The following is a 19,741-nucleotide window of genomic DNA, read 5'->3' as shown; positions in this document are numbered from 1 at the left end:
ACTACACAAAGAATAAATTTTAAAAATCTAAAACCGAGTAAGTATATGAAGAAATTTAAATTCATTGCCTTTATCTTTGCTATTACGACTATCGTGCCGATTCTCCAGTCATGCTTGGACGACGATGAAAATCCGTCCGATCTTCTGGTTATCAGCACCATCAATATGCTTAGTCAGGACAGCAAGGAATTTTATTTCACCTTGGATAATGGAAAAAAGATGTACCCCGGCAACTCACAAGGATGGAGCAATGAAAATTGGGTGGAAGGACAACGAGCTTTTGTGATATTTAACGAGCTGGAAGAGCCTGTGAATGGATACGACCTTACTATTCAGGTGAAAGGTATCCATCCAATCTTAACCAAAGAGATCGTCACAATGGGTGAAGATGACAACAACGAAGAGAAAATCGGAGATGATAAAATCAATGCGACTTATATGTGGATCAATAAGAATAATAAATATCTGACGATTGAATTCCAATATTACGGAACATCTAGTAAAGATAAAAAACATTTCCTGAATCTGGTGATTAACGACAAAGGGAAGGCTGCTCCCACTGCTGACGAAGATCAAGACGAGTATATCAATCTGGAGTTCCGACATAACAGTGAAGGAGATTATCCTCAACGTTTAGGCGAAGGATATGTGTCTTTCAAACTGGATAAGATAAAAGAACGGATGGAGGGGAAAAAGGGACTAAGAATCCGTGTCAACACCATCTATGGCGGGCTGAAAACTTATGAAGTAAAATTTCATTAAGCGAATAATCTAATGTGAACATGCGAAACACACTCTTTTTTAATATCATATATTAATTACGCAAAAAGGGCGGTAGTTGTGAAACTGTCGCCCTTTTACTTTTTCTTTTTCTTTTAATTTAGGGACATTCATTAAATATTATAAAATGAGCCAACTAATTCATACACAAATTATTGCGAATTAGTTGGCTTTTTAGTATCTTTAGGTATTCCCCCGAAAACAAGGTTTGACGGCCCAAACGGGGGAAATTCCCCAACTAAGATATGGCTAAGATACAAAAAATTTCAGAAATCCACCCAACTTTGGGCTTTACAGAATTTGATATTCTGGAAAAATGCCGCAAGAGTTTTCATGAGAGTGAGCTTGGCAGGCTTCATTCGGTCTTTCCATTTGATCGTATGGCAAAAGCCGCAGGCCTGTCTGAACAACGTTTGGGCCGCAGGAACATATTCAGTCCTTCCGCAAAGATCGCCCTTATGGTCCTGAAGGCATACACCGGATTCTCCGACAGGAAACTGGTGGAACATCTGAACGGGAACATACACTACCAGATGTTCTGTGGCATCATGATCCCCCCGTCCCTTCCCATAACCAACTTCAAGATAGTCAGTGCCATCCGTAATGAGATAGCATCCCGCCTTGACATTGATTCCTTCCAGGAGATCCTGGCTTCACACTGGAAACCTTATCTTGATAACCTTCACGTCTGCATGACCGATGCCACATGCTATGAGAGCCACATGCGTTTTCCTACGGACATGAAACTCCTTTGGGAAAGCATCGAATGGCTCTACAGTCATATATGCCGGCATTGCAGGGATCTGGGCATAAGGCGTCCGCGCAACAAATACAGGAATGTGGCGGAATCCTATCTGTCCTACTGCAAGAAAAGAAAGAGGAGAGCTTCAAGGACAAGAATGCTTAAGCGCCGTATGATCAAGCTTCTTGAAAAGCTCCTCAGTCAAAGGGATGGGCTCCATAGCGAGTACGGTGCTTTACTCCGATATACGCAGGATTACCATAAGCGTCTTTCCATCATCAGAAAGGTGCTTGTACAGGAAAAGGAAATGTTTGAAGGGCGAAAAGTCAGTGACCGCATCATCAGCATCGACCGTCATTATGTACGTCCCATCGTCAGAGGCAAGGAAACCAAGTCCGTCGAGTTCGGTGCAAAGGTCAATAATATACAGATAGACGGCATATCGTTCATCGAACACCTCTCGTTCAAGGCTTTCAATGAGGGGATACGCTTGAAGGACTGTATCCGTATGCAGCAGAAGCTGATGAATGTAAGGGTAAGATGTGTGGCTGCCGATTCCATATATGCCAATAATGCCAACAGAAAGTTCTGTACTAAATATGGGATATCCACATCCTTTGTGCGCAAGGGAAGGGAGGGCAAAGATGAGCCTTTGAGGAAGGTGCTTAGAAGCGAACTCTCAAAAGAAAGGGCCACACGGCTTGAAGGAAGCTTCGGCACTCAAAAGCAACATTACTCGCTCCCAAGGATAAAGGCAAGGAACAAGAAGACGGAAATCCTGTGGATTTTCTTCGGAATACATACAGCAAATGCCATACTGATGATTGACAAGATCAGGAACAGAACGGGGAAAGCTGCATGATATGAGTTTACTGAAAGAATCAGAAGAGGTCAGAAGACTTCTTCCGGAACTTCATGTATTGTCAGATAAGAGTATATGAGGGCTCACCGGTAAAATCATGTGGTCTTCTTCTCTCCAATTCTTATCTTTGCCTTCAAAAAACTCTTATGACTAGTTACGATACTCTTTTAGTTCTTGCTCGCTTCATACTCCCAGCTGACCTGTTGGAGTGTTTTGATATTGTTAAAATAGAGGACACCGCTGAAATGTTAACCATTCATTTAGATGAGCAAAATCTTCCTCCCTTGTCCCCTAGGGTTCACTCTTTAGAATCCAAAGGTTTTCTACCTTCGGTTTATATTCGTGATTTTCCTATCCGTGACCGTAAGGTAAGCTTATGTGTACGGCGTCGTAAATGGCTCGACAAGGAAACCGGTTCTATCATCTGTAACACTTTTGAGCTTACCGCTCAGGGAACGCGACATTCAAAAGAATTCGCGTCTTTTTTAAAAGGATTGCTTGGAGAAATACCCGATTACGGCCCGCTCTCTTGAACGTTATTATCATATTGACGGTGATCAGTTTGAGCGGCAATATAAAGAGTATCTAAGTGACTACCGCATGTGGGATCAACTGTCCCATGCCGCAAACTGGCTGCTGTTTTCCGAGAACCTGGGACCGTACTTGAGTATTGATGAAACTTCCCTTTCTAATGGTGAGTTATATACTATAATCATCAACAGAGAGGCACACGGTGGTAAAGGTGCTATCGTGGCTATTGTCAGGGGTACCAAGGCTGACGATGTCATAGCTGTGCTAGAACAAATCCCTGAAGAAGCACTTCGGATGGTGCGGGAGGTCACTCTTGATTTGTCAGAAAGTATGTGCAAGATCGTTCGCAGATGTTTCACCTCGGCTATCCGTGTGATAGATCGCTTCCATATTCAAAAGCTGGCGTGTGATGCTGTACAGGAAATTAGAATCGGACACCGTTGGGAAGCTATACAAGAAGAGACTGATGTCAGGCAGGAAGCTAAAGGTCTGAAAAAGAAATATATCCCTTTTACCTTTGAGAATGGTGATACACGCAAGGAATTATTGGCAAGGAGCCGGTATCTGCTTTTCAAATCTGCTGAAAAATGGACTGAAGCACAGAAGCTCAGAGCTACAGTCTTATTCAGAGAATATCCGGATATTAAACGGGCATATTCACTTAGTCATTCTTTAAGAATGATTTTTAATAAACGATCGATAAAGGCAGGAGCAAGAACCAATTTAGCGAAGTGGTATCAAGAAGTAGAGCAATCTGGATTTGACTCGTTTAACACAATAGCTGCTACATTATATGACAGAAGTGAGGAGATACTAAACTTCTATATTAATAGGGCATCAAATGCTGCTGCAGAATCATTTAATGCGAAAGTTAAACTGTTCAGAGCACAACTTAGAGGGGTTATAGACATACCCTTTTTCTTGTATAGACTAACTAAAATTTATGCATAAAACCACAGGACTTTATCGATGCCCCCACAAGACTTTACCGGTGACCCTATATGAGAATATACAGAAAAATGACAATAATAATGGCATATGAAGTGATTATACTCTATCATCTTCATATGCCATGGTATTTGGGGGGAACATTTACTGAATATTCCTAATTTAAACACCACTGAAAATCAGCGAGATATAAATTTTATAGTACAAATTTGAGACACCATAAGCATCCTAAATGTTTTCGCTTTCCTATTTGTTGTTTGCAAAGGTACAAATTTTTCTGCATCTGAGCAAATCCGTATGGTACAAATGTGGAATAATCTCTAAATTTGCTATCCACGGTCAATATCATGGGCGTTTACTTCGGGACTCGAAATCCGCACCTTGAGCCTTGCCGTTAGGAATTCTCTTCGTCACCACTCTGATTGCGTAGGCGTTTCAAGTCAGCTTCAAGACCATCTTTTGATACTAGGGAGTCCTTAGGCAGAACATTGTAGTTCTTTAATATGTTCTCCCTCTTGCCGGTAAACCAGTCACTGAAGTACGTCATCAGGAAGTTCGTAAAATCGTAGTTCTCCTTTTGATTGTAGTTAAGGATGTTGATGGCAAACTGTTTCAGCTCTGCATTGCTCAGTTTCTTGTTGTATGCAATCTTCAAATTCTTATCAGCTGGCACATAACCATGTTCAATAAATGATTTTACAACCATCAATACTTTTTCTACATCTTCTACAGGCGTCTTAGTCAGAGCGAAGAAAAGTGCTGCATACTCCGTTGTCGTTTTGAGGCGATCTTCCTGTTCAAGCCTTTCCGTCTCTTCAAGTTCTTTGTTGATTCGTCCCAGTTTCTCATGAGTTTCAAGGAGAGACTCAACAGAAATTGACCTATTCTTAAGCTCAGACATTTTTTGTTGATACTCAAATTCCACCCTATGTTTTTCCTGAGCCCTCCGCAGGGTTACCTGTTCTTCAACTAGACTAGAAACCACATCAGGCAGACTTTTTCTTAAAGATTCTATGATAGATTCCGCATCAGTTTGTTGAGTTGCAGCAACATCTTTGAGGGTCTTGTCCAGTTCGTTTTGAATGCAACTCTCTTGTTCCTTTATTTGGCTTTGTTGCTTCTCAATAACAGCCTGTAGATGTTTGGTCTTCTTCTCGATTTGTACTTCTATATACAACTTAATGCCAAATAATATTGCTTTGAATGCCGTATAGACTAAAGCAAAAATATAGAAATATGGCAAATAGACATAACATAGTTACAAACCGTGTCAAAACTATCAATGACTCCACCCCAAACTAAGCCGAGAACAATGATAATGATTCCCCAGCCTAAATGCCATATGAAATTGTCAATACAATCTAAGATTTTTATCATATCAACGATTGATTAGTATCTTCGCATACTCAATGTCATTTTGTAGGGCAAAGCAAGTCCCTAATGTCCACATCAAGAATAGCAGCAACCAGACGAAGAGTTTCAAGGTTTGGTTGTACGATATTCGTACACCACTTACTTACCGTGGCAGGGTCTCTACCTACCTTTTCTGCCAACCATTTTGCTGTACGTTTCTGCTCCACCAGCACCACCTTCAGGCGATTGATGTCACCCTTGGGAATGTTACTGGTATTACTCGTATTATCGATATTACCCATATTATTTATATCATCTATTTCTTTGCGTTTCGTGAAAAGTTATAAATAATTTTTGTAATACACAAGAAAATATCTGAATATCTCACATCATGAAAGAACAAACGCAATAGTAAGCATATTAAAAATCAGGTGTTGATTTGTAAGATAGAGTCCTTGAAAAGGGATTTTCTAAAGAGAATTGTGTTATTAGCGTAAATTTTCATCTGAAAATTCTTCTTTATCGCATAATTTTTATAATTTTGCGTTTAAATTAAAACATTTTATCATGGAAGAAATAAAGAAGCTGAACAGAATCAAGGTTGTATTGGCAGAAAAAGATAGAACAGGCAAATGGCTGGCTGGACAAGTCGGCAAAAGCAATTGCACCGTATCGAAATGGTGCAGCAACGTAGCACAACCTGACCTACAGACATTGGACAAGATTGCAGTGGCTTTAGATGTAAATGTAAAAGATCTGCTTAACGACACCGAGAAATAATGACGATAGAAGAAATAACAACTCGCAAAGAAGGACAGACATTTGATTGCAAGAGCATTCAAATTGAGCCCAAAGCATTAGCGATTCCGATTGTGGCAATGGCTAATGCTGATGGAGGTGTGCTTGCTATCGGTGTGTCTGACAAGACGCGGCGAATAGAAGGTGTTGACGGAAATGAGATGCGACTCAACGACCTGCTTCGTGTTCCATACGACTTCTGCAATCCATCCGTAAGGGTCAAGTGTGAGTATGTTCCATGCACTGACTCCGAAGGCAAAGAAAATCGCATTCTTCTCATGTACATTCCTGCCAGTGGTCAACTCCACACCAATCAAGCTGACGAATGCTTCATGCGTGTTGGTGACAAGAGCAAGAAACTCAACTTTGAAGAGCGAATGCAGCTTCTTTACGACAAAGGCGAACGCTATTATGAAGACAAGGATGTCTATGGTGCGAGTATCAATGACGTAGATATGAATCTTGTCAATGACTATATGGATGTCATTGGCTACAACAAATCTGCCATGGAGTATCTTCGTGAGAACAATGATTTCGTTATGGAAGTAGATGGTCTGCAGAAAATCAGTACTGCTTGCATTCTCCTCTTTGGTAAGAATCCACAACGATTCTTTCCACGTGCTCGTACCCGATTCATTCGTTACGAAGGAACAGAAGAGAAGGTCGGTACTGAGATGAACGTCATCAAAGACGCGACTTTCGAGGGAGTCATCCTTCAACAAGTCCGAAGCACCATTGACTATCTTGAAACCCAGGTACGCGAACATTCCTACCTTGGAGAGGACGGACTCTTCCGTACAGATCGTGACTACCCTCAATTTGTCATACAAGAAATGGTGGTCAATAGTGTTTGTCATAGGGCGTACAACATCAAGGGCACCGAGATACAGATAAAGATGTTCGATGACCGCCTTGTCTTTGAAACGCCTGGCGATCTCCCAGGACTTGTACGTCCAGACAACATCCGCCACACCCACTTTTCTCGCAATCCAAAGATTGCCCAATACCTAAAGGCATACAAGTATGTCAAGGAATTCGGCGAAGGCATGGACCGTATCTATCGTGAACTCAATGTCAACCACACTTCCGAACCAAAGGTTCATCTTGATGCCTTCATTCTAAAGATTTCTGTCTATAAGAACACCAGCAAGTTGATAGATAACGTGCCTGAAGTTACAGATAAGATGATAGAAAACAGCGGTAGAATCATAGAAAACGCCAAAGATGCCACAGAAAAGTTGACAGAAAACCGAGAAGGATTGATAGATAAGTTGACAGAAAAGTTTATAGCAAACGGAGATAAGTTGACAGAAAACCGAAAGCGGATGCTTATGCTCATGATGGATAATCCATATGTTTCCAAGGAAGAACTATCTAAAACCATCGGCATCAGTGTCGCTGCAGTAAGTTCAAACATCTCCGTTATGCGAGGCAAATACCTAAACCGAATAGGACCTGACAAAGGTGGCTTCTGGGAGGTGATACTTGAATAATATAAAAGAACGATATGACAAGATAACCATCAATGAATGCTTGATGAACGGCAGCCTTGAAAATAGCAAAATAGGTTGCAGCTGTATTCTGTGAGATGATAGCAGACTTATTTCCTCCACGTGGTGCTGTCAACAGGAAGCACTTGAAACTCTCAAGCATCCGTAGTGTGACCTTGGAAAAAGGATAGAAGTCACCCTCAGCATAGATCTCAAGGAGTTCCTGTACGCGATTCCAGTTGATGACTATACCCTTCGAACCTTTCTTGTGTCGGTTCTCTGCTACCTTTGCAAAGTATTCAATAAAGTTTGCCTTGCCGTTCTCTATCTTCTCGGCTATTGCCTGATCCATCTCAGAGTAGAGTTCTGCATTATCATACTCATGCTGACGAAGATTGCGGACATTATCGGCAAATATGCAAACCTCACGATCTGCCTTTGAACGACATACGATAATGCCATTTTGGTCACGTTGTGGTTTGAAAGACTGTTCGCCACTTGCATTGATACGAGCAGGACGAGTCTTATCCCACATTGGGGTAGTGATAATGCGATTGAGATACTCACACTCTCGCTGTGGCTTCTCCTTACCTGGCTTAAAGACAGGGTAGGCTTCCAAGTAAAGATACCATTCGTCACGTAGTTCGGACTTACGGAGTTTTACAGAAACCTTAGTGTGTAACATTGCTTTCTTCATAGAACATCTGATTTATATAAGTTATCGATTTCCTTTTTGGGTATATAAACGAAGTTTCCGATTTGACGAGATGGAATAGAATACTTGCGTACATGAGCCCATACAGTGGAATCATTGATACGATACTTCTTGCAAACTTCTCCAATAGTATAGCAGTCCTTTGGATCCAGACTATAAAGCTTTGGCATTGGAGTGTATTGCTCCTTACGAATCTTCTTACGTGTTGGAACAAGTGCTTCCAAATCCTTTCGGCAAACTCTGATAAGTCGCTTGCCCAAGTTCACAGAATGAATCTTGCCACTCCTTACCATTCTATAAATGGAATCACGTTCAGCTGCAAATATGGCTACCGCCTCCTTAACAGAGATGTACTCCTGAAATGCAGGAATCTTTGCTGCAAACTTCGCAAGGCGTATCTCGCGTTGTTCTGCATCATGCTTACGTTTGTACGCTACTTTGCTGCACTTGGCAGAGCAGTACTGCGAATCCAGTTTCTTGACGAGAAAGACTGTCCCACAGACCTTACATTTACGTCGAATTTCTAATGAAATACCCAGCATGGTGAATTGATGTTTTTTACGTTTATTTTTTAGTCGCTTTCTATCTACTTTTTTGTCGCGGTACAAATATGGTACAGAATATATCAACGAATCTATAGAAATCGGTAAGAATCAGTAAACCCCTTAAAACGGCAAGGGGGTGTGTCATAATGCCTAGATATAAAAGTTCACCCCTGCCACAGATAGCTATAGCAGGGGTGATTTCCTCAAAAAGGGGATTTTGACACACCCTCTTGGTTTCCGATTGTTATTGTTGGTTATTTTCCCTTAGCGAACTTCTTTATAGTCTGTTTTCTTTCTTCTAAAAAGTTATTTCTTATCTTCCAGATAATTCCAGACTACCGCACTCAACGCAGCTCCTATAAATGGAGCAATGATAAACAGCCATAACTGTGACAATGCTTCTCCTCCTTGGAATAATGCCGGAGCAATACTACGTGCCGGATTTACAGAAGTCCCTGTGATAGGAATACATACGATATGTACCAACACAAGAGTTAAACCGATGGCAAGCCCTGCCAGATTACCAGCTCCTTTCTTCGGATCGGTAGAGCCAAGCACTACCAATACAAATACGAATGTAAATACTGCTTCCGCAACAAATGCCTGCAGCATTTCTCCATCACCAAACCCATTTGAGCCTGTCGCCGTAGGTCCGTCGTGAGCACCGGTAGAAACTAAAGCAAAAAGAATAGCCGAGCCGATAATGGCTCCGATGACCTGGAAAATCATATACAGACCAGCATCTTTTCCATTCATACGACCGGTTAAAAACACTCCTAATGTAATAGCAGGATTAATGTGACATCCTGAAATTCCTCCGATAGCATACGCCATCGCTACTACTGAAAGACCAAATGCTAAAGCTACGCCGACTGTTCCCACACCGGCACCTACCGTACCGGCCACACTACCGGCAAAAACGGCACTTCCGCATCCCATAAGAACGAGCACCATCGTTCCAATCATTTCTGCAATATACTTTTTCATAACTATAAATAATTGGTTAATGCATCAAATATAGAGAATTAGCCCCAAAAAACAAAACCTATCTGCCAAATTATTACTATTTCCGCACAATATTGTCCTAAATAAATTTTGAGCATGAGCTAACTGACTATACTGTTAAGTATAGCCTCGAGAGTTCAAAATCAATCCCCCCTAATCGTTTTCGATGGTTTCGGGAGGTGGTGTAAATGGTTGATCAAGCCATTTTTGGAGGTCGATTTTGGTAAATGTGTTCAGCCGGAGCGTGACCACAAGGTTAGCCAATGCCCATTTGTATCTTGCGATGTGCTTTAGCCATGTCAGAATCAGCATTGTAGTCATAGCAGTCCATATTTGGGTCTCTACGGCATTGCGGGATGTGCCGATAAAGCTCTTGATGCGTAGCAGTTGCTTGAGGTTGCGAAAGAAGATTTCTATGTTCCACCGAGCCTTGTACAGAGCCGCTATGCTTGATGCTGCCAATGTGAAGTTGTTTGTGAGTAACTCAATTTCAAAACCGTGTTCATCGTTCCATACTGCGATGCGACGTAAACGTTTGGGATATTTGGATTTGGCCGCCGAGAGTTCGAACTCGATTATTTCGTCAATAAGTACATTCTGAGCGTGTTTTTCAGGCAAAGGCAACTCCTCTATGGCTTTGTACCGGATATTGTCTTTATGACGCACTACAAAGAACACGTTGCTGCTGTCCCAATTATTCAGCAATGAGTAGTCACAGTAGCCTCGGTCGGCTACTACAATACTATACGGATGTAACTCAATATCAAAAGCAGCTTTGTTGTCGGTGGTTTTGCCATCGGTGATATTCACGAACTCCGGCAAAAGACTGTCATAGTCCAATAGCGTGTGCATCTTGACCGCCCCCTTGGTGGTAGTGTAATGTGCCCAGTCATATATTGACAGAGTCAATGACACCAATGTGGAGTCGAGCAGTTTTATCGGCATCTTGAAACGGAACTTTCTTCGTTGCCATAGGGCTTGCTGTCCGAAATACTGAAACAACGAGTAGAATATGCCGCGAAAAACCGAACTGTCTCGGTTGGCGTTCTGATATGCTACCGTTGACTTGGATGGTGCACGGTTGATTCCCAAATGATTGAGGTTGCCGGTGGCTGATTTCAGCCCGTTTGAGATATCTCTGACTGAATCACATCCTGAGAATTGGCTGAAAATCATGCTAACAAACTGACTCCATGTATTGTAGCCCTTACAATGCTTGTCTGACCCCGAAGATTTTATGATTTTCCTGATATTTTCTTTCGGGAGATGTGATATTACCTGTGCGAAAAGTGTTATATTTGCCATAGGAAGTAGATGAGTTGGTGGCTCGCTACTAAGGTAGTCATTTTACCTTAGTTCTACTTCCTTTTTATTTGTTCTCCCAATTTATTTAGGACAATATTGATTTCCGCAATATTTTTAGAGAAAAGCCAAGCATATATGGGGAAAAAGGACTTTTTAACACCATACTAGCCTTTACTTTATGGGCACATCGTAAAAGCAAGAATTGAGCAATGACTTCACTCCTATAAATTTCTCCGGAATCCTCTCGATCCTATTTATTATAGCAAACATTGTACAGACTGCAAAGTAAGCATTGCTTTGGGAACCGCCGCTTTTATTTCCTCTTTCAGAACACATAGCATGCTGTGACGAATAAAATCCCTATTTGTCGCCAGCACCACCTGCCGCGTCGGTCGGGGAATAGCAAACGGACGTACCAATTGTCTCTGTTCTTCTGTCAATTGAGTCACTGCCAGTTCGGGAATAAAAGTGATTCCTTTTCCACTTTCTACCATTCTCATAAAGGTCTCTATACTTCCCAAACGATAAGCCATCTGACTAACCTTCACCGCTTCCATCTGACAAAAACGGACCAGTTGATCTCGGAAGCAGTGTCCTTCGTCCAAAAGCCAAAGATGTTCACCTGTTATATCGGAAGTGCGGATAACTTCATGCTTGAAAGAGGATTCTTTCCTTGATATATATGCGTAGAATTGCTCATAAAAAAGAGTCTCTTCCGTCAGGAATGTGTCTTCTAACTTACTGGCAATAATCCCTGCGTCCAAATCTCCGACATGCAAAGCCAGCTGAATATCCTGTGTCTTCATTTCCGTGACACGAATATCCAGCTCGGGATATTTTTCCATTAGCTGAGGGAAAAAGCGGGGAAGCAAATAAGGAGCAATAGTTGGCAATACTCCCAAGCGGAATACACCGGATAATGACTGTTTATCTTCACTGATTATTTCTTTCACTTGGGCTGCCTGTACCAGAATCACACGGGCCTGCTTTATCACTTTCTGCCCGATGGCTGTCGGACAAACGGGTTGTACCGTCCTATCGAAAAGTTTTACACCCAATTCATCTTCCAGTTTCTGAATCATTGCACTCAAAGTGGGTTGCGTCACACGACAATGTTCGGCTGCCCGAGCGAAATGCCTGAACTGATCTACAGCCAGTATATATTCCAATTGTTGTATCGTCATCTATCAAATCATATTAAGTTATAGATTTCACCCATGCAAAGATAGAAGTTTTCAGTTCGACAGCAAGCATTTTACGCCTGATCTTTGCAGTGCAGAAAAACAATCCAATATCAATTAGCACCAACGATTCAGAATCACATGGTAAGACCCCGTTGAAGCGGTTCTATAGAAGATGATTCCAGCATGCATTTCTAATTGGGACAATTGCCAGCCAGGATGCTGTCCGTTAGGCTATTTTATTTCGTATAACTATAGTGTACTTTGCGTATGACTATAGTTATACGCAAGGGAGACTATAGTTATGCGCAAGGGAAACTATAGTCAAACGAAGTCGGAATAGGCAAAGCGATGAATTCGATTAGGCAATCAAAGGAAACCGGATTGGACAAATCCGGAGAACTGATTTGCTTATATGGATGTAGTAATGTGTGAAGCAAACCGCCGTTGATCTGAATTTCATTACAAAATAAACTGCAACTTGTATAAAAAGGAATCCTATTCAACTAAAAATGAGCCATTTAATCTAATATCATCTGAAGAACTACCAATCATTACCTGAAAAGTTCCTGACTCAACAGTTCGTTCCATCCCTTGATTGATAAAAATATCGGCTGAACAACTGACGCATATTCATCTCTTATATAAAGTTGTACCACTTCCTCGCCATCATACTTTCCTGTATTTTTCACATTAAATGAAACTTCCGTAAGAATGAAGATTTACAAGACCGTATCTTTGAGCTTGAAGAAAAAGCCCGACAAAGGGAACTGCAACAAGTCAAACAAATACAGAAGACTAAAAATGCTTATGAGCAACAAAACTGCAAGCTGTCAGAGTTTGTGGATTTTGTCAAACGCTACTTCCCGTATGTGAAGAAGCTGATGCCGATGATAAACTTCCTACGAAAGCAGTTAGGTTTTGATGACGGTATCATAAGAAGACTATGCAAGTTCAAGGATGTCAGCATACAAAGCAAACTCTATTCTTCGGAGTTCAATCGAAGTTTTGAGATACGACATTCCGTCTGTGCCATCAAGGAATATGAAAACGGTAAATTTGATTTCAAAATTGATGGAGTATCACATGTAAGCTGGTTCAGAAAGAAAATGAACGAGTTTAGAGAAACTATCGGAATACTGGCCCCGCAACAAAATAAGAGGTATGAAACTGTAAATCAAAATAAAGTCCGCAATAGTTAAATGACATATCACGGATTTTTCGTACTTTTGCAATCGGATTGAGGCAACTCTATCCAAGACATAAGAAAAAAAGAAGCGTTATGCTTATCTTGTACTTGAAAACGTAGGAAATTTTCAAATAGGATACAAGGATGGCATAGTGGTTCTCACGCTATAGCGTGGACTGCTATTGTTACATCTGTATCCGAGGTTTCCTACGACCTTCAAGTAAGAGTGTGGCATACAGTTCACGCTTTTGCGTAGTATAAACATTTATTATTTAATTATGAGATATGTACTTGTCATAATTTTATCGTACTTTACTTTAATTAGTAAAGCTCAAGATTTTGTAATAAGTGAGAATGACTCAACTATTACTACAGAATATAATGATGGGAAGTTATGGGCATATAGGCATATCAACAACTATATAGTCAGTCTAACTTGCTACGAATCTAAAGATGATTACGGTAAATATTACCAAATACAGATACATATAAATAACTTGAGTTCTCAAAATGTGACATTTGACCCTGATGATGTTAATGCATCACTTATTGATAAAAATGGAGATAGCATATCTCTTCAAGTTTACACAAATGAGGAATTTCAGAAGAAAGTCAAACGAACGCAAAATTGGGCTATGGCGCTATATGGCTTCTCAGCTGGATTAAATGCAGGAAGTGCAGGATACTCCACTTCCTATTCAACAACATATTCTCCTAATGGTTATGCTTACACAACAATGACTACTCATTATAATCCCAATGCGGCGTATCAAGCGAATATCGCAGCTAATGCACAAATTTCCACATTAGGAAAAATGATGGCTGATGAGAGAGCTATTAAAGAACAGGGGTATTTAAAGAAGACAACTATTCACCCCAACGAAGGCATTGTTGGCTATATGAATATAAAAAGAAAGAAAGGCTACAATCTGATTGTTAATATTCCCTTAGACGGCTGTGTATATTCTTTTGAATGGGACATTAATAAGAAGAAATAATAACTATTTATTAAGTTGTATAAATCTTTAAACACAATGAATATGAAAAAGGCTATTTTGTTTCTGGTATCAATGTTTATCGCCATTGTGTCATGTGCCCAAAGTAGTCCGGTTTATAAAATGTATCGGACACAAAATTATCATAATCAACTTCGACTAAACACGATGACAGGAGAGGTGCTGCAAATTCAGGATGATGGTCAATCTTGGACAATTTGTACTGCGAGGGAAGTCTCAGGAGAAAAGGAAGGTAGATTTTGTCTTTATGACACACAAAATATATGGACTTTTATAATGCTTGATACATATACAGGTAAAAATTGGCAAGTTCAATTTAGCGTGAAGGGTGAAGATTATATGTTTGCAGCCCCAATCAACATCTTCTCTCTTGCATACCCCGAAACAACCTCAAATTGGACTAATAGATTTCAAATGTTTAAAACACAAAACATGTGGACTTTCATACTATTAGATTCGTATAATGGACGACTATGGCAAGTTCAATATAGTACACAAGATTTAGATAATCTGATGATTGTACCTATAAACAAATATGAGCTGGTTTCTGATAACGAAAGATGTATATTCTCGATTCAGCCATTAACAAGTATGTATCAATACTATCTCATAAATGATAGCACAGGTGATATGTGGAAATTCCAATGGAGTACTAAAGGTGATGATTATCGGTGGATTGAAAAATTTAAATAGTTATCATTCTTTGATATGCAATCGTTATTCATTATAGTAATTTGTATAGCAGTTATTTCTGTTTTCGTAATAACTGCTATACAAATACATCTTAAAGATAAGTCAAAAGAATTAACCAAAAAATTTAATCGCATATCCACTTATAGTGAGAAGCCTTATAGTAAAAAGTCCAGCTATGAGCAGGCACAAGAAAGATTGTCAAAACTCAATAATGCTGTATTTGTTGATATTCCGACTGACCTAAACAATGAATTTCATGGAAAAATAATATCGGCAACGCAAGAAATAGACTTCACCAATCGTTATAAACCATATTTTCAAGAAGCACATTCACTTGCTAAGAAACTTGAAGCCTTTAGTATTACTCCATCTGAAACAATCTCAAAACTAATCCGTGACTTTGGGAATATTAATAATCTTATCAAGCAACATAATGAAACAGTCATAAATAATATACTTGATACACACAAAGAGTTTTTTGACCATTGTCTAAAATATCCATTAGATAAGCAACAAAGGCGTTCCATTGTTTCGGAGGAAGATAATTGCTTGGTGATTAGCAGTGCAGGAAGTGGGAAAACATCATCTATTATTGGCAAGGTTAAATATCTGATAGAGATAAAGGGAATCGATCCTAAAAAGATTCTTCTTATCAGTTATACAAATAAAGCCGCATCTGAGTTGACTGAGAGAATGTCCATTGCAGGATTGAAAGGTTACACCTTTCATAAACTTGCTATTGACTTGATTGGACAAGCGACAGGTGCCAAACCTTCTATTTGCGATAATACCGATGCATTATTCGTAAATATCTATCATGCGTTGTTAGAGGATATTTTGTTTAAAAAGAATGTTGTTGAATATTTCATAGACTATCAATCGCAGGAGGCAGATTGGGAGCAGCGGAAAAATGAAAGAAGAGAACAATTATCTGAACAAAAAAATATACAATTGAAAGCCTTATTTCCCGATATGGACGGGAAAACAATCTATGTAAGAAGTGAACAGGAACAAAAAATCTGTTTTGCATTATCGTCTCTTGGTGTGCGATTCAGATATGAAGAGCCATACGAACATCCGTTAGCAGATGAAATGCACTCACAATATAAACCGGATTTTTCCATCTATTATGAGTATAAAGGAGAATCAAAGCGCATCTATTTGGAACATTTTGGAATTGATGAACATGGACTTGTACCCGTTTGGTTTGCAAAGGATAAAAATATCACATACGAGGAAGCCAATCAAAAATATAACGATGGCATTACGTGGAAAAAGGCTGCTCACGAAAAATTCGGCACTGTATTAATAACAACCTCAAGCGCAGACTTTCACTATTCAGACATAAAGGATAAACTGAAAAACATGTTAATCAAAGCTGGGGTGACGATTCATGAAAAGACAGACGCAGAGCTTTATAATTCGGTTTTACCCAAGGACAGTAAGCAAGAAAAGGCATTTATCAGGCTTGTATCAACTTTTATTACATTAATAAAATCAAGTTGTAAATCTATCGAAGATATATTGCATCAAGCAAACAGAGCTAACGACGAAAGGAGTGTATTCATAATTAAGAATATCTTTTATCCTGTCCATGAACGTTATATTAATGCATTAAGAGAAAATAACCAAATTGACTTTACCGATGTCATCTTACAAGCCACAGAAATTTGCTATTCTTCTCATCCTGTAGAGTATGATTATATAATAGTTGATGAGTTTCAGGACATATCCGTTGATCGTTATAACTTCTTGAAAGCACTGCGAAAGGGAAATCCACCTGCAAAACTTTATTGCGTCGGTGATGATTGGCAGTCGATATATCGCTTTTCAGGAAGTGACATGGCACTGTTTAGTCAATTTCCTGATTATTTCGGTGCTACAGAAATAAACAAGATTGAAACAACTTATCGTTTTGGTGAACCATTAGTCGCCCTATCTTCTCAATTCGTAAAACGCAATAATAGCCAAATCAAGAAAGACATCCATTCTTTCAGTACACAAGCCAAAACTGATTTAGTGTTTCGTGCTTACGAGCGGAAGAACTACTGCGATACAATAGGGCAGATTATCGCCCAAATTCCATTAGACAAATCCATCTTCTTGTTAGGACGATATTCTTTTGATGATTATTATCTTTCGTTTATGTATCAGTCCATAAAACGAGGAAATAAATTCTTCTACATCATTGGTGGTCGTGAAATAGAATTCCTGACAGTACATAAATCAAAAGGCCTTGAAGCTGATTATGTAATTATACTCCAATGCAATAAAGACACATATGGTTTTCCATCACTCGTCAGTGACGACCCGGTACTCAACTATGTCCTTACAAAAAGCGACACATTTCCCTTCGGGGAAGAACGCAGGTTGTTTTATGTGGCAATAACGCGAGCTAAGATAAGGACTATCGTACTATATGACAACCACTTTCCATCGGTATTTGTCAATGAGTTCCTACACCCGGAGCTAATCACAGAAGAAAGCTGCTCTATACATCCTAATGCAAACAAACGATGGACACGAGCTGCCGACCAGTTCCTATTAAGGCTTCACCACGAAGGGAAAAGCATCAAATACATTGCGGCAAAAATGGGACGAAGTCAGACCTCCATTGTTATGCGTTTGGGAAAATTGAATCAAGCATAAAATATGGCTATGTCATTAATGTCAAATAAAATTAAAGAAAGCTTCTTTGAAGGTAAAACACATATAGAAATTGCGAGATAGATGAATCTCAGTGTGAAATCCATCAACCGGTATAAACAAAAGACAATGGAACTTTTACGTAATGAACTAAAAGACTATATGCCGCTATTGCTCTTGTTATTTTTTCGTGTATGATAACAAAGACCAACTCAGACAGGGTTAATAACCTTTCAAGTCAACCCAAAGACTCTTTCCTGTAACCATAATAATCCCTACCTGTATTGAAAGAATAAAAACAAAAAATCCCGTCTTCCAGTCTAGTGGACAGGAAAACGGGAAAAATTATCGTTATCCTACGTTTCTATTTTAAACCAGAGAAATCACAAAAGAGAGGATAGTGCGAAGAGGCTGTCGCGATGTCGGCTCCGGTCAAATATTCCATCACGTCGGCTTGCGTCACAGTAACACCATGTTCCTTCAAAGATACGATAAAGTCCAGACGACGCTGTTTTCCACCGTTTTCAGTCGACTTGTCCGCACTAAGAAGATTCCAATCTTCCTTTACTTTTTTGAAGAAGTCGCTTTCCAAATTGCCCTCATTGAAATAGCCAACCAAGAATGCCGGCTTGTTATAAACGGACAACTTCGTATGCAATGTCTGAAGCGCCTCGATACGTTTAGCCATGTCCGTATCAAAATTCGTACTGGCTACCACAAATTTCTCATATTCCACTACCATGGCTGCACGCATCTCCTTCTTTCCTGCCATTTGATATCTGTCTACACTTACAGGTTCATCTTTGGTCAGTATACCAACCCCGAATTCACCCCCTTTATAATCAATGGCTTTGGCAAAGTAATCATGCATATTCGTTTTCTGTGCCAGTACGTTCAACTGGTCTATACCGCTTGAACGCTCCGTCTCCTTATCCAGTCCCTGCAAGCAGATAATATCGGAATTCATTTTATTAATAACAGTAGCGATGCGGTCATAGTCAATAACTCCGTCCGTTCCGGCACAGTTTTTCGTGAAGTAATTAGCAATGCGCAGATCGCCCGCAGCTTTCGGAAATTCTTCGAGTACCGTCACCTTGCGGAAATCGCAATAAAGAGGATAATGATCGGAAGCCATCGAGACATTGACACCGTCCAAATTATACACGACATTCGATTTTACCACACTCGTTGCAGGACTCTTCAATACCACGACAAAGTCAATGCGTTTAGTCGATTTCCCCGTAGGAAAAGTATTTTCCGTAGAACTGACTACATTCCATTCCTTTTTCAACTCCGTAAAGAATGCCCCGTCCATCAAGTCTTCATTAAAGTCACCTGCCATATACACTACCTTCTTGTATTCTTTGGCAAGCTGTGTCAATAACTTCGCAGACTCAACTCTATTATTCTCTTCCAAAGCCAAGTGTGTGGATATGACTACATAGTTTTCAAATTCGGCTATGGCAGCGGAACGAAGTTCGGCACCGGGAAGCGGGAAAGTCCGCGTACTAATCGGCGTTCCTTTGAACAAAAGGCCATTGCCGTATTCACCTCCTTGGAAAGTGATTGACTTACTAAAATAGTGATTCATACCTGTTTTATCGGCTAAGGTTTTCAACTGGTCGACTTTATTACTACGGGTAGTCATATAATCCACTTCCTGCAGGCAAACAACATCAGGTTCCATTCCGTTGATAACGGCGGCTGTCCTATCATAATTAATCACGCCATCGTTGCCGGCACAATGCTTTATATTAAAGGTCAACACTCTGAGATTTCCCTCTTCTTTCGGGTAAGTATAGGAAACTTCCTGCTTACCGTAAGGTATCATATCATCAAAGTTAGAGTTATCCATGTCATCGGCACAGGACAAATTGGCAAACACGGTTGCCAAAAGACATATATAAGAGATCATATTTTTCATAAGAATTTATATTTCTAA

At 40.0% G+C, this 19,741-nt stretch carries 17 protein-coding genes and 3 pseudogenes; 11 read left to right on the top strand and 9 right to left on the bottom strand.

The window, feature by feature from the left end; translation table 11 throughout:
• The first annotated feature begins 45 nt into the window (after nt 1-45).
• From AB9N12_RS11305 to AB9N12_RS11290, 4 genes are all read left to right on the top strand, one after another.
• Nucleotides 46-762, top strand: a complete 717-nt coding sequence (locus AB9N12_RS11305; protein ID WP_369892160.1) for a NigD-like protein — start codon at nt 46-48, stop codon at nt 760-762.
• A 263-nt stretch (nt 763-1,025) separates the two neighbouring features.
• Nucleotides 1,026-2,384 (top strand): transposase, encoded by a 1,359-nt coding sequence (locus AB9N12_RS11300; protein WP_369889018.1) that lies wholly within the window; start codon nt 1,026-1,028, stop codon nt 2,382-2,384.
• A gap of 146 nt (nt 2,385-2,530) precedes the next feature.
• Nucleotides 2,531-2,917 (top strand): hypothetical protein, encoded by a 387-nt coding sequence (locus tag AB9N12_RS11295; protein WP_369892159.1) that lies wholly within the window; start codon nt 2,531-2,533, stop codon nt 2,915-2,917.
• Nucleotides 2,883-3,866, top strand: a complete 984-nt coding sequence (locus AB9N12_RS11290) for a transposase (protein ID WP_369892158.1) — start codon at nt 2,883-2,885, stop codon at nt 3,864-3,866. The genes AB9N12_RS11295 and AB9N12_RS11290 overlap by 35 nt, the downstream gene beginning before the upstream one ends.
• Before the next feature lie 391 nt (nt 3,867-4,257).
• On the opposite strand, the gene AB9N12_RS11285 is transcribed toward AB9N12_RS11290, so the two are convergent.
• Nucleotides 4,258-5,106: a hypothetical protein gene (locus tag AB9N12_RS11285; protein ID WP_369892157.1), complete on the bottom strand. Its 849-nt coding sequence runs from the start codon at nt 5,104-5,106 to the stop codon at nt 4,258-4,260.
• Nucleotides 5,107-5,275: 169 nt separating this feature from the next.
• On the bottom strand, nt 5,276-5,518 hold the full coding sequence (locus AB9N12_RS11280; RefSeq protein ID WP_369892155.1) for a helix-turn-helix transcriptional regulator: 243 nt from the start codon (nt 5,516-5,518) through the stop codon (nt 5,276-5,278).
• Nucleotides 5,519-5,792: 274 nt separating this feature from the next.
• Between AB9N12_RS11280 and AB9N12_RS11275 the strand changes: the two genes are divergently transcribed.
• A complete protein-coding gene (locus tag AB9N12_RS11275) occupies nt 5,793-5,996 on the top strand; it encodes a helix-turn-helix domain-containing protein (protein WP_369892866.1) in 204 nt (67 codons plus the stop codon).
• Nucleotides 5,996-7,507 (top strand): ATP-binding protein, encoded by a 1,512-nt coding sequence (locus tag AB9N12_RS11270; protein WP_369892154.1) that lies wholly within the window; start codon nt 5,996-5,998, stop codon nt 7,505-7,507. The genes AB9N12_RS11275 and AB9N12_RS11270 overlap by 1 nt, the downstream gene beginning before the upstream one ends.
• Here the strand turns inward: AB9N12_RS11270 and AB9N12_RS11265 are convergent.
• The 6 genes and pseudogenes from AB9N12_RS11265 to AB9N12_RS11240 all read right to left on the bottom strand — a co-directional run.
• Nucleotides 7,437-8,189 carry a phage integrase SAM-like domain and Arm DNA-binding domain-containing protein gene (locus AB9N12_RS11265; protein WP_369892153.1) on the bottom strand — a complete coding sequence of 251 codons (753 nt, stop codon included), beginning with the start codon at nt 8,187-8,189 and terminating at the stop codon, nt 7,437-7,439. The genes AB9N12_RS11270 and AB9N12_RS11265 overlap by 71 nt on opposite strands.
• Nucleotides 8,190-8,197: 8 nt before the next feature.
• The gene (locus tag AB9N12_RS11260; protein WP_369892152.1) at nt 8,198-8,761 is read right to left on the bottom strand and encodes a helix-turn-helix domain-containing protein; all 564 of its coding nucleotides are present in this window, start codon (nt 8,759-8,761) and stop codon (nt 8,198-8,200) included.
• Between the two features lie 309 nt (nt 8,762-9,070).
• Nucleotides 9,071-9,751: an MIP family channel protein gene (locus tag AB9N12_RS11255; RefSeq protein ID WP_369892151.1), complete on the bottom strand. Its 681-nt coding sequence runs from the start codon at nt 9,749-9,751 to the stop codon at nt 9,071-9,073.
• A gap of 171 nt (nt 9,752-9,922) precedes the next feature.
• Nucleotides 9,923-11,074 carry an IS4 family transposase gene (locus AB9N12_RS11250; RefSeq protein ID WP_369888970.1) on the bottom strand — a complete coding sequence of 384 codons (1,152 nt, stop codon included), beginning with the start codon at nt 11,072-11,074 and terminating at the stop codon, nt 9,923-9,925.
• Nucleotides 11,075-11,331: 257 nt separating this feature from the next.
• The gene (locus tag AB9N12_RS11245) at nt 11,332-12,258 is read right to left on the bottom strand and encodes a hydrogen peroxide-inducible genes activator (protein ID WP_369892150.1); all 927 of its coding nucleotides are present in this window, start codon (nt 12,256-12,258) and stop codon (nt 11,332-11,334) included.
• 495 nt (nt 12,259-12,753) lie between these two features.
• A pseudogene (locus AB9N12_RS11240) lies at nt 12,754-12,962 on the bottom strand (hypothetical protein); the annotation flags it as partial.
• Here AB9N12_RS11240 and AB9N12_RS11235 point away from each other — a divergent pair.
• From AB9N12_RS11235 to AB9N12_RS11215, 5 genes and pseudogenes are all read left to right on the top strand, one after another.
• A pseudogene (locus tag AB9N12_RS11235) lies at nt 12,963-13,457 on the top strand (mobilization protein); the annotation flags it as partial.
• A 265-nt stretch (nt 13,458-13,722) separates the two neighbouring features.
• On the top strand, nt 13,723-14,442 hold the full coding sequence (locus AB9N12_RS11230; RefSeq protein WP_369892149.1) for a hypothetical protein: 720 nt from the start codon (nt 13,723-13,725) through the stop codon (nt 14,440-14,442).
• Nucleotides 14,443-14,484: 42 nt separating this feature from the next.
• Nucleotides 14,485-15,153, top strand: a complete 669-nt coding sequence (locus AB9N12_RS11225; protein ID WP_369892148.1) for a hypothetical protein — start codon at nt 14,485-14,487, stop codon at nt 15,151-15,153.
• Nucleotides 15,154-15,168: 15 nt separating this feature from the next.
• A complete protein-coding gene (locus AB9N12_RS11220; protein ID WP_369892147.1) occupies nt 15,169-17,802 on the top strand; it encodes a UvrD-helicase domain-containing protein in 2,634 nt (877 codons plus the stop codon).
• Between the two features lie 36 nt (nt 17,803-17,838).
• Nucleotides 17,839-17,997, top strand: a pseudogene (locus AB9N12_RS11215) (RNA polymerase sigma-70 factor); the annotation flags it as partial.
• A 166-nt stretch (nt 17,998-18,163) separates the two neighbouring features.
• On the opposite strand, the gene AB9N12_RS11210 reads toward AB9N12_RS11215, so the two are convergent.
• Complete coding sequence (locus AB9N12_RS11210) at nt 18,164-19,723, bottom strand: endonuclease/exonuclease/phosphatase family protein (protein WP_369892146.1); 1,560 nt, start codon at nt 19,721-19,723, stop codon at nt 18,164-18,166.
• Between the last annotated feature and the right edge of the window lie 18 nt (nt 19,724-19,741).

The sequence above is a fragment of the Bacteroides sp. AN502(2024) genome (assembly GCF_041227145.1).
In the GTDB taxonomy this organism is placed as follows: domain Bacteria; phylum Bacteroidota; class Bacteroidia; order Bacteroidales; family Bacteroidaceae; genus Bacteroides.
Note: the sequence above shows the minus strand (reverse complement) of the source record. Positions and strands in the feature narration are given on the sequence as shown.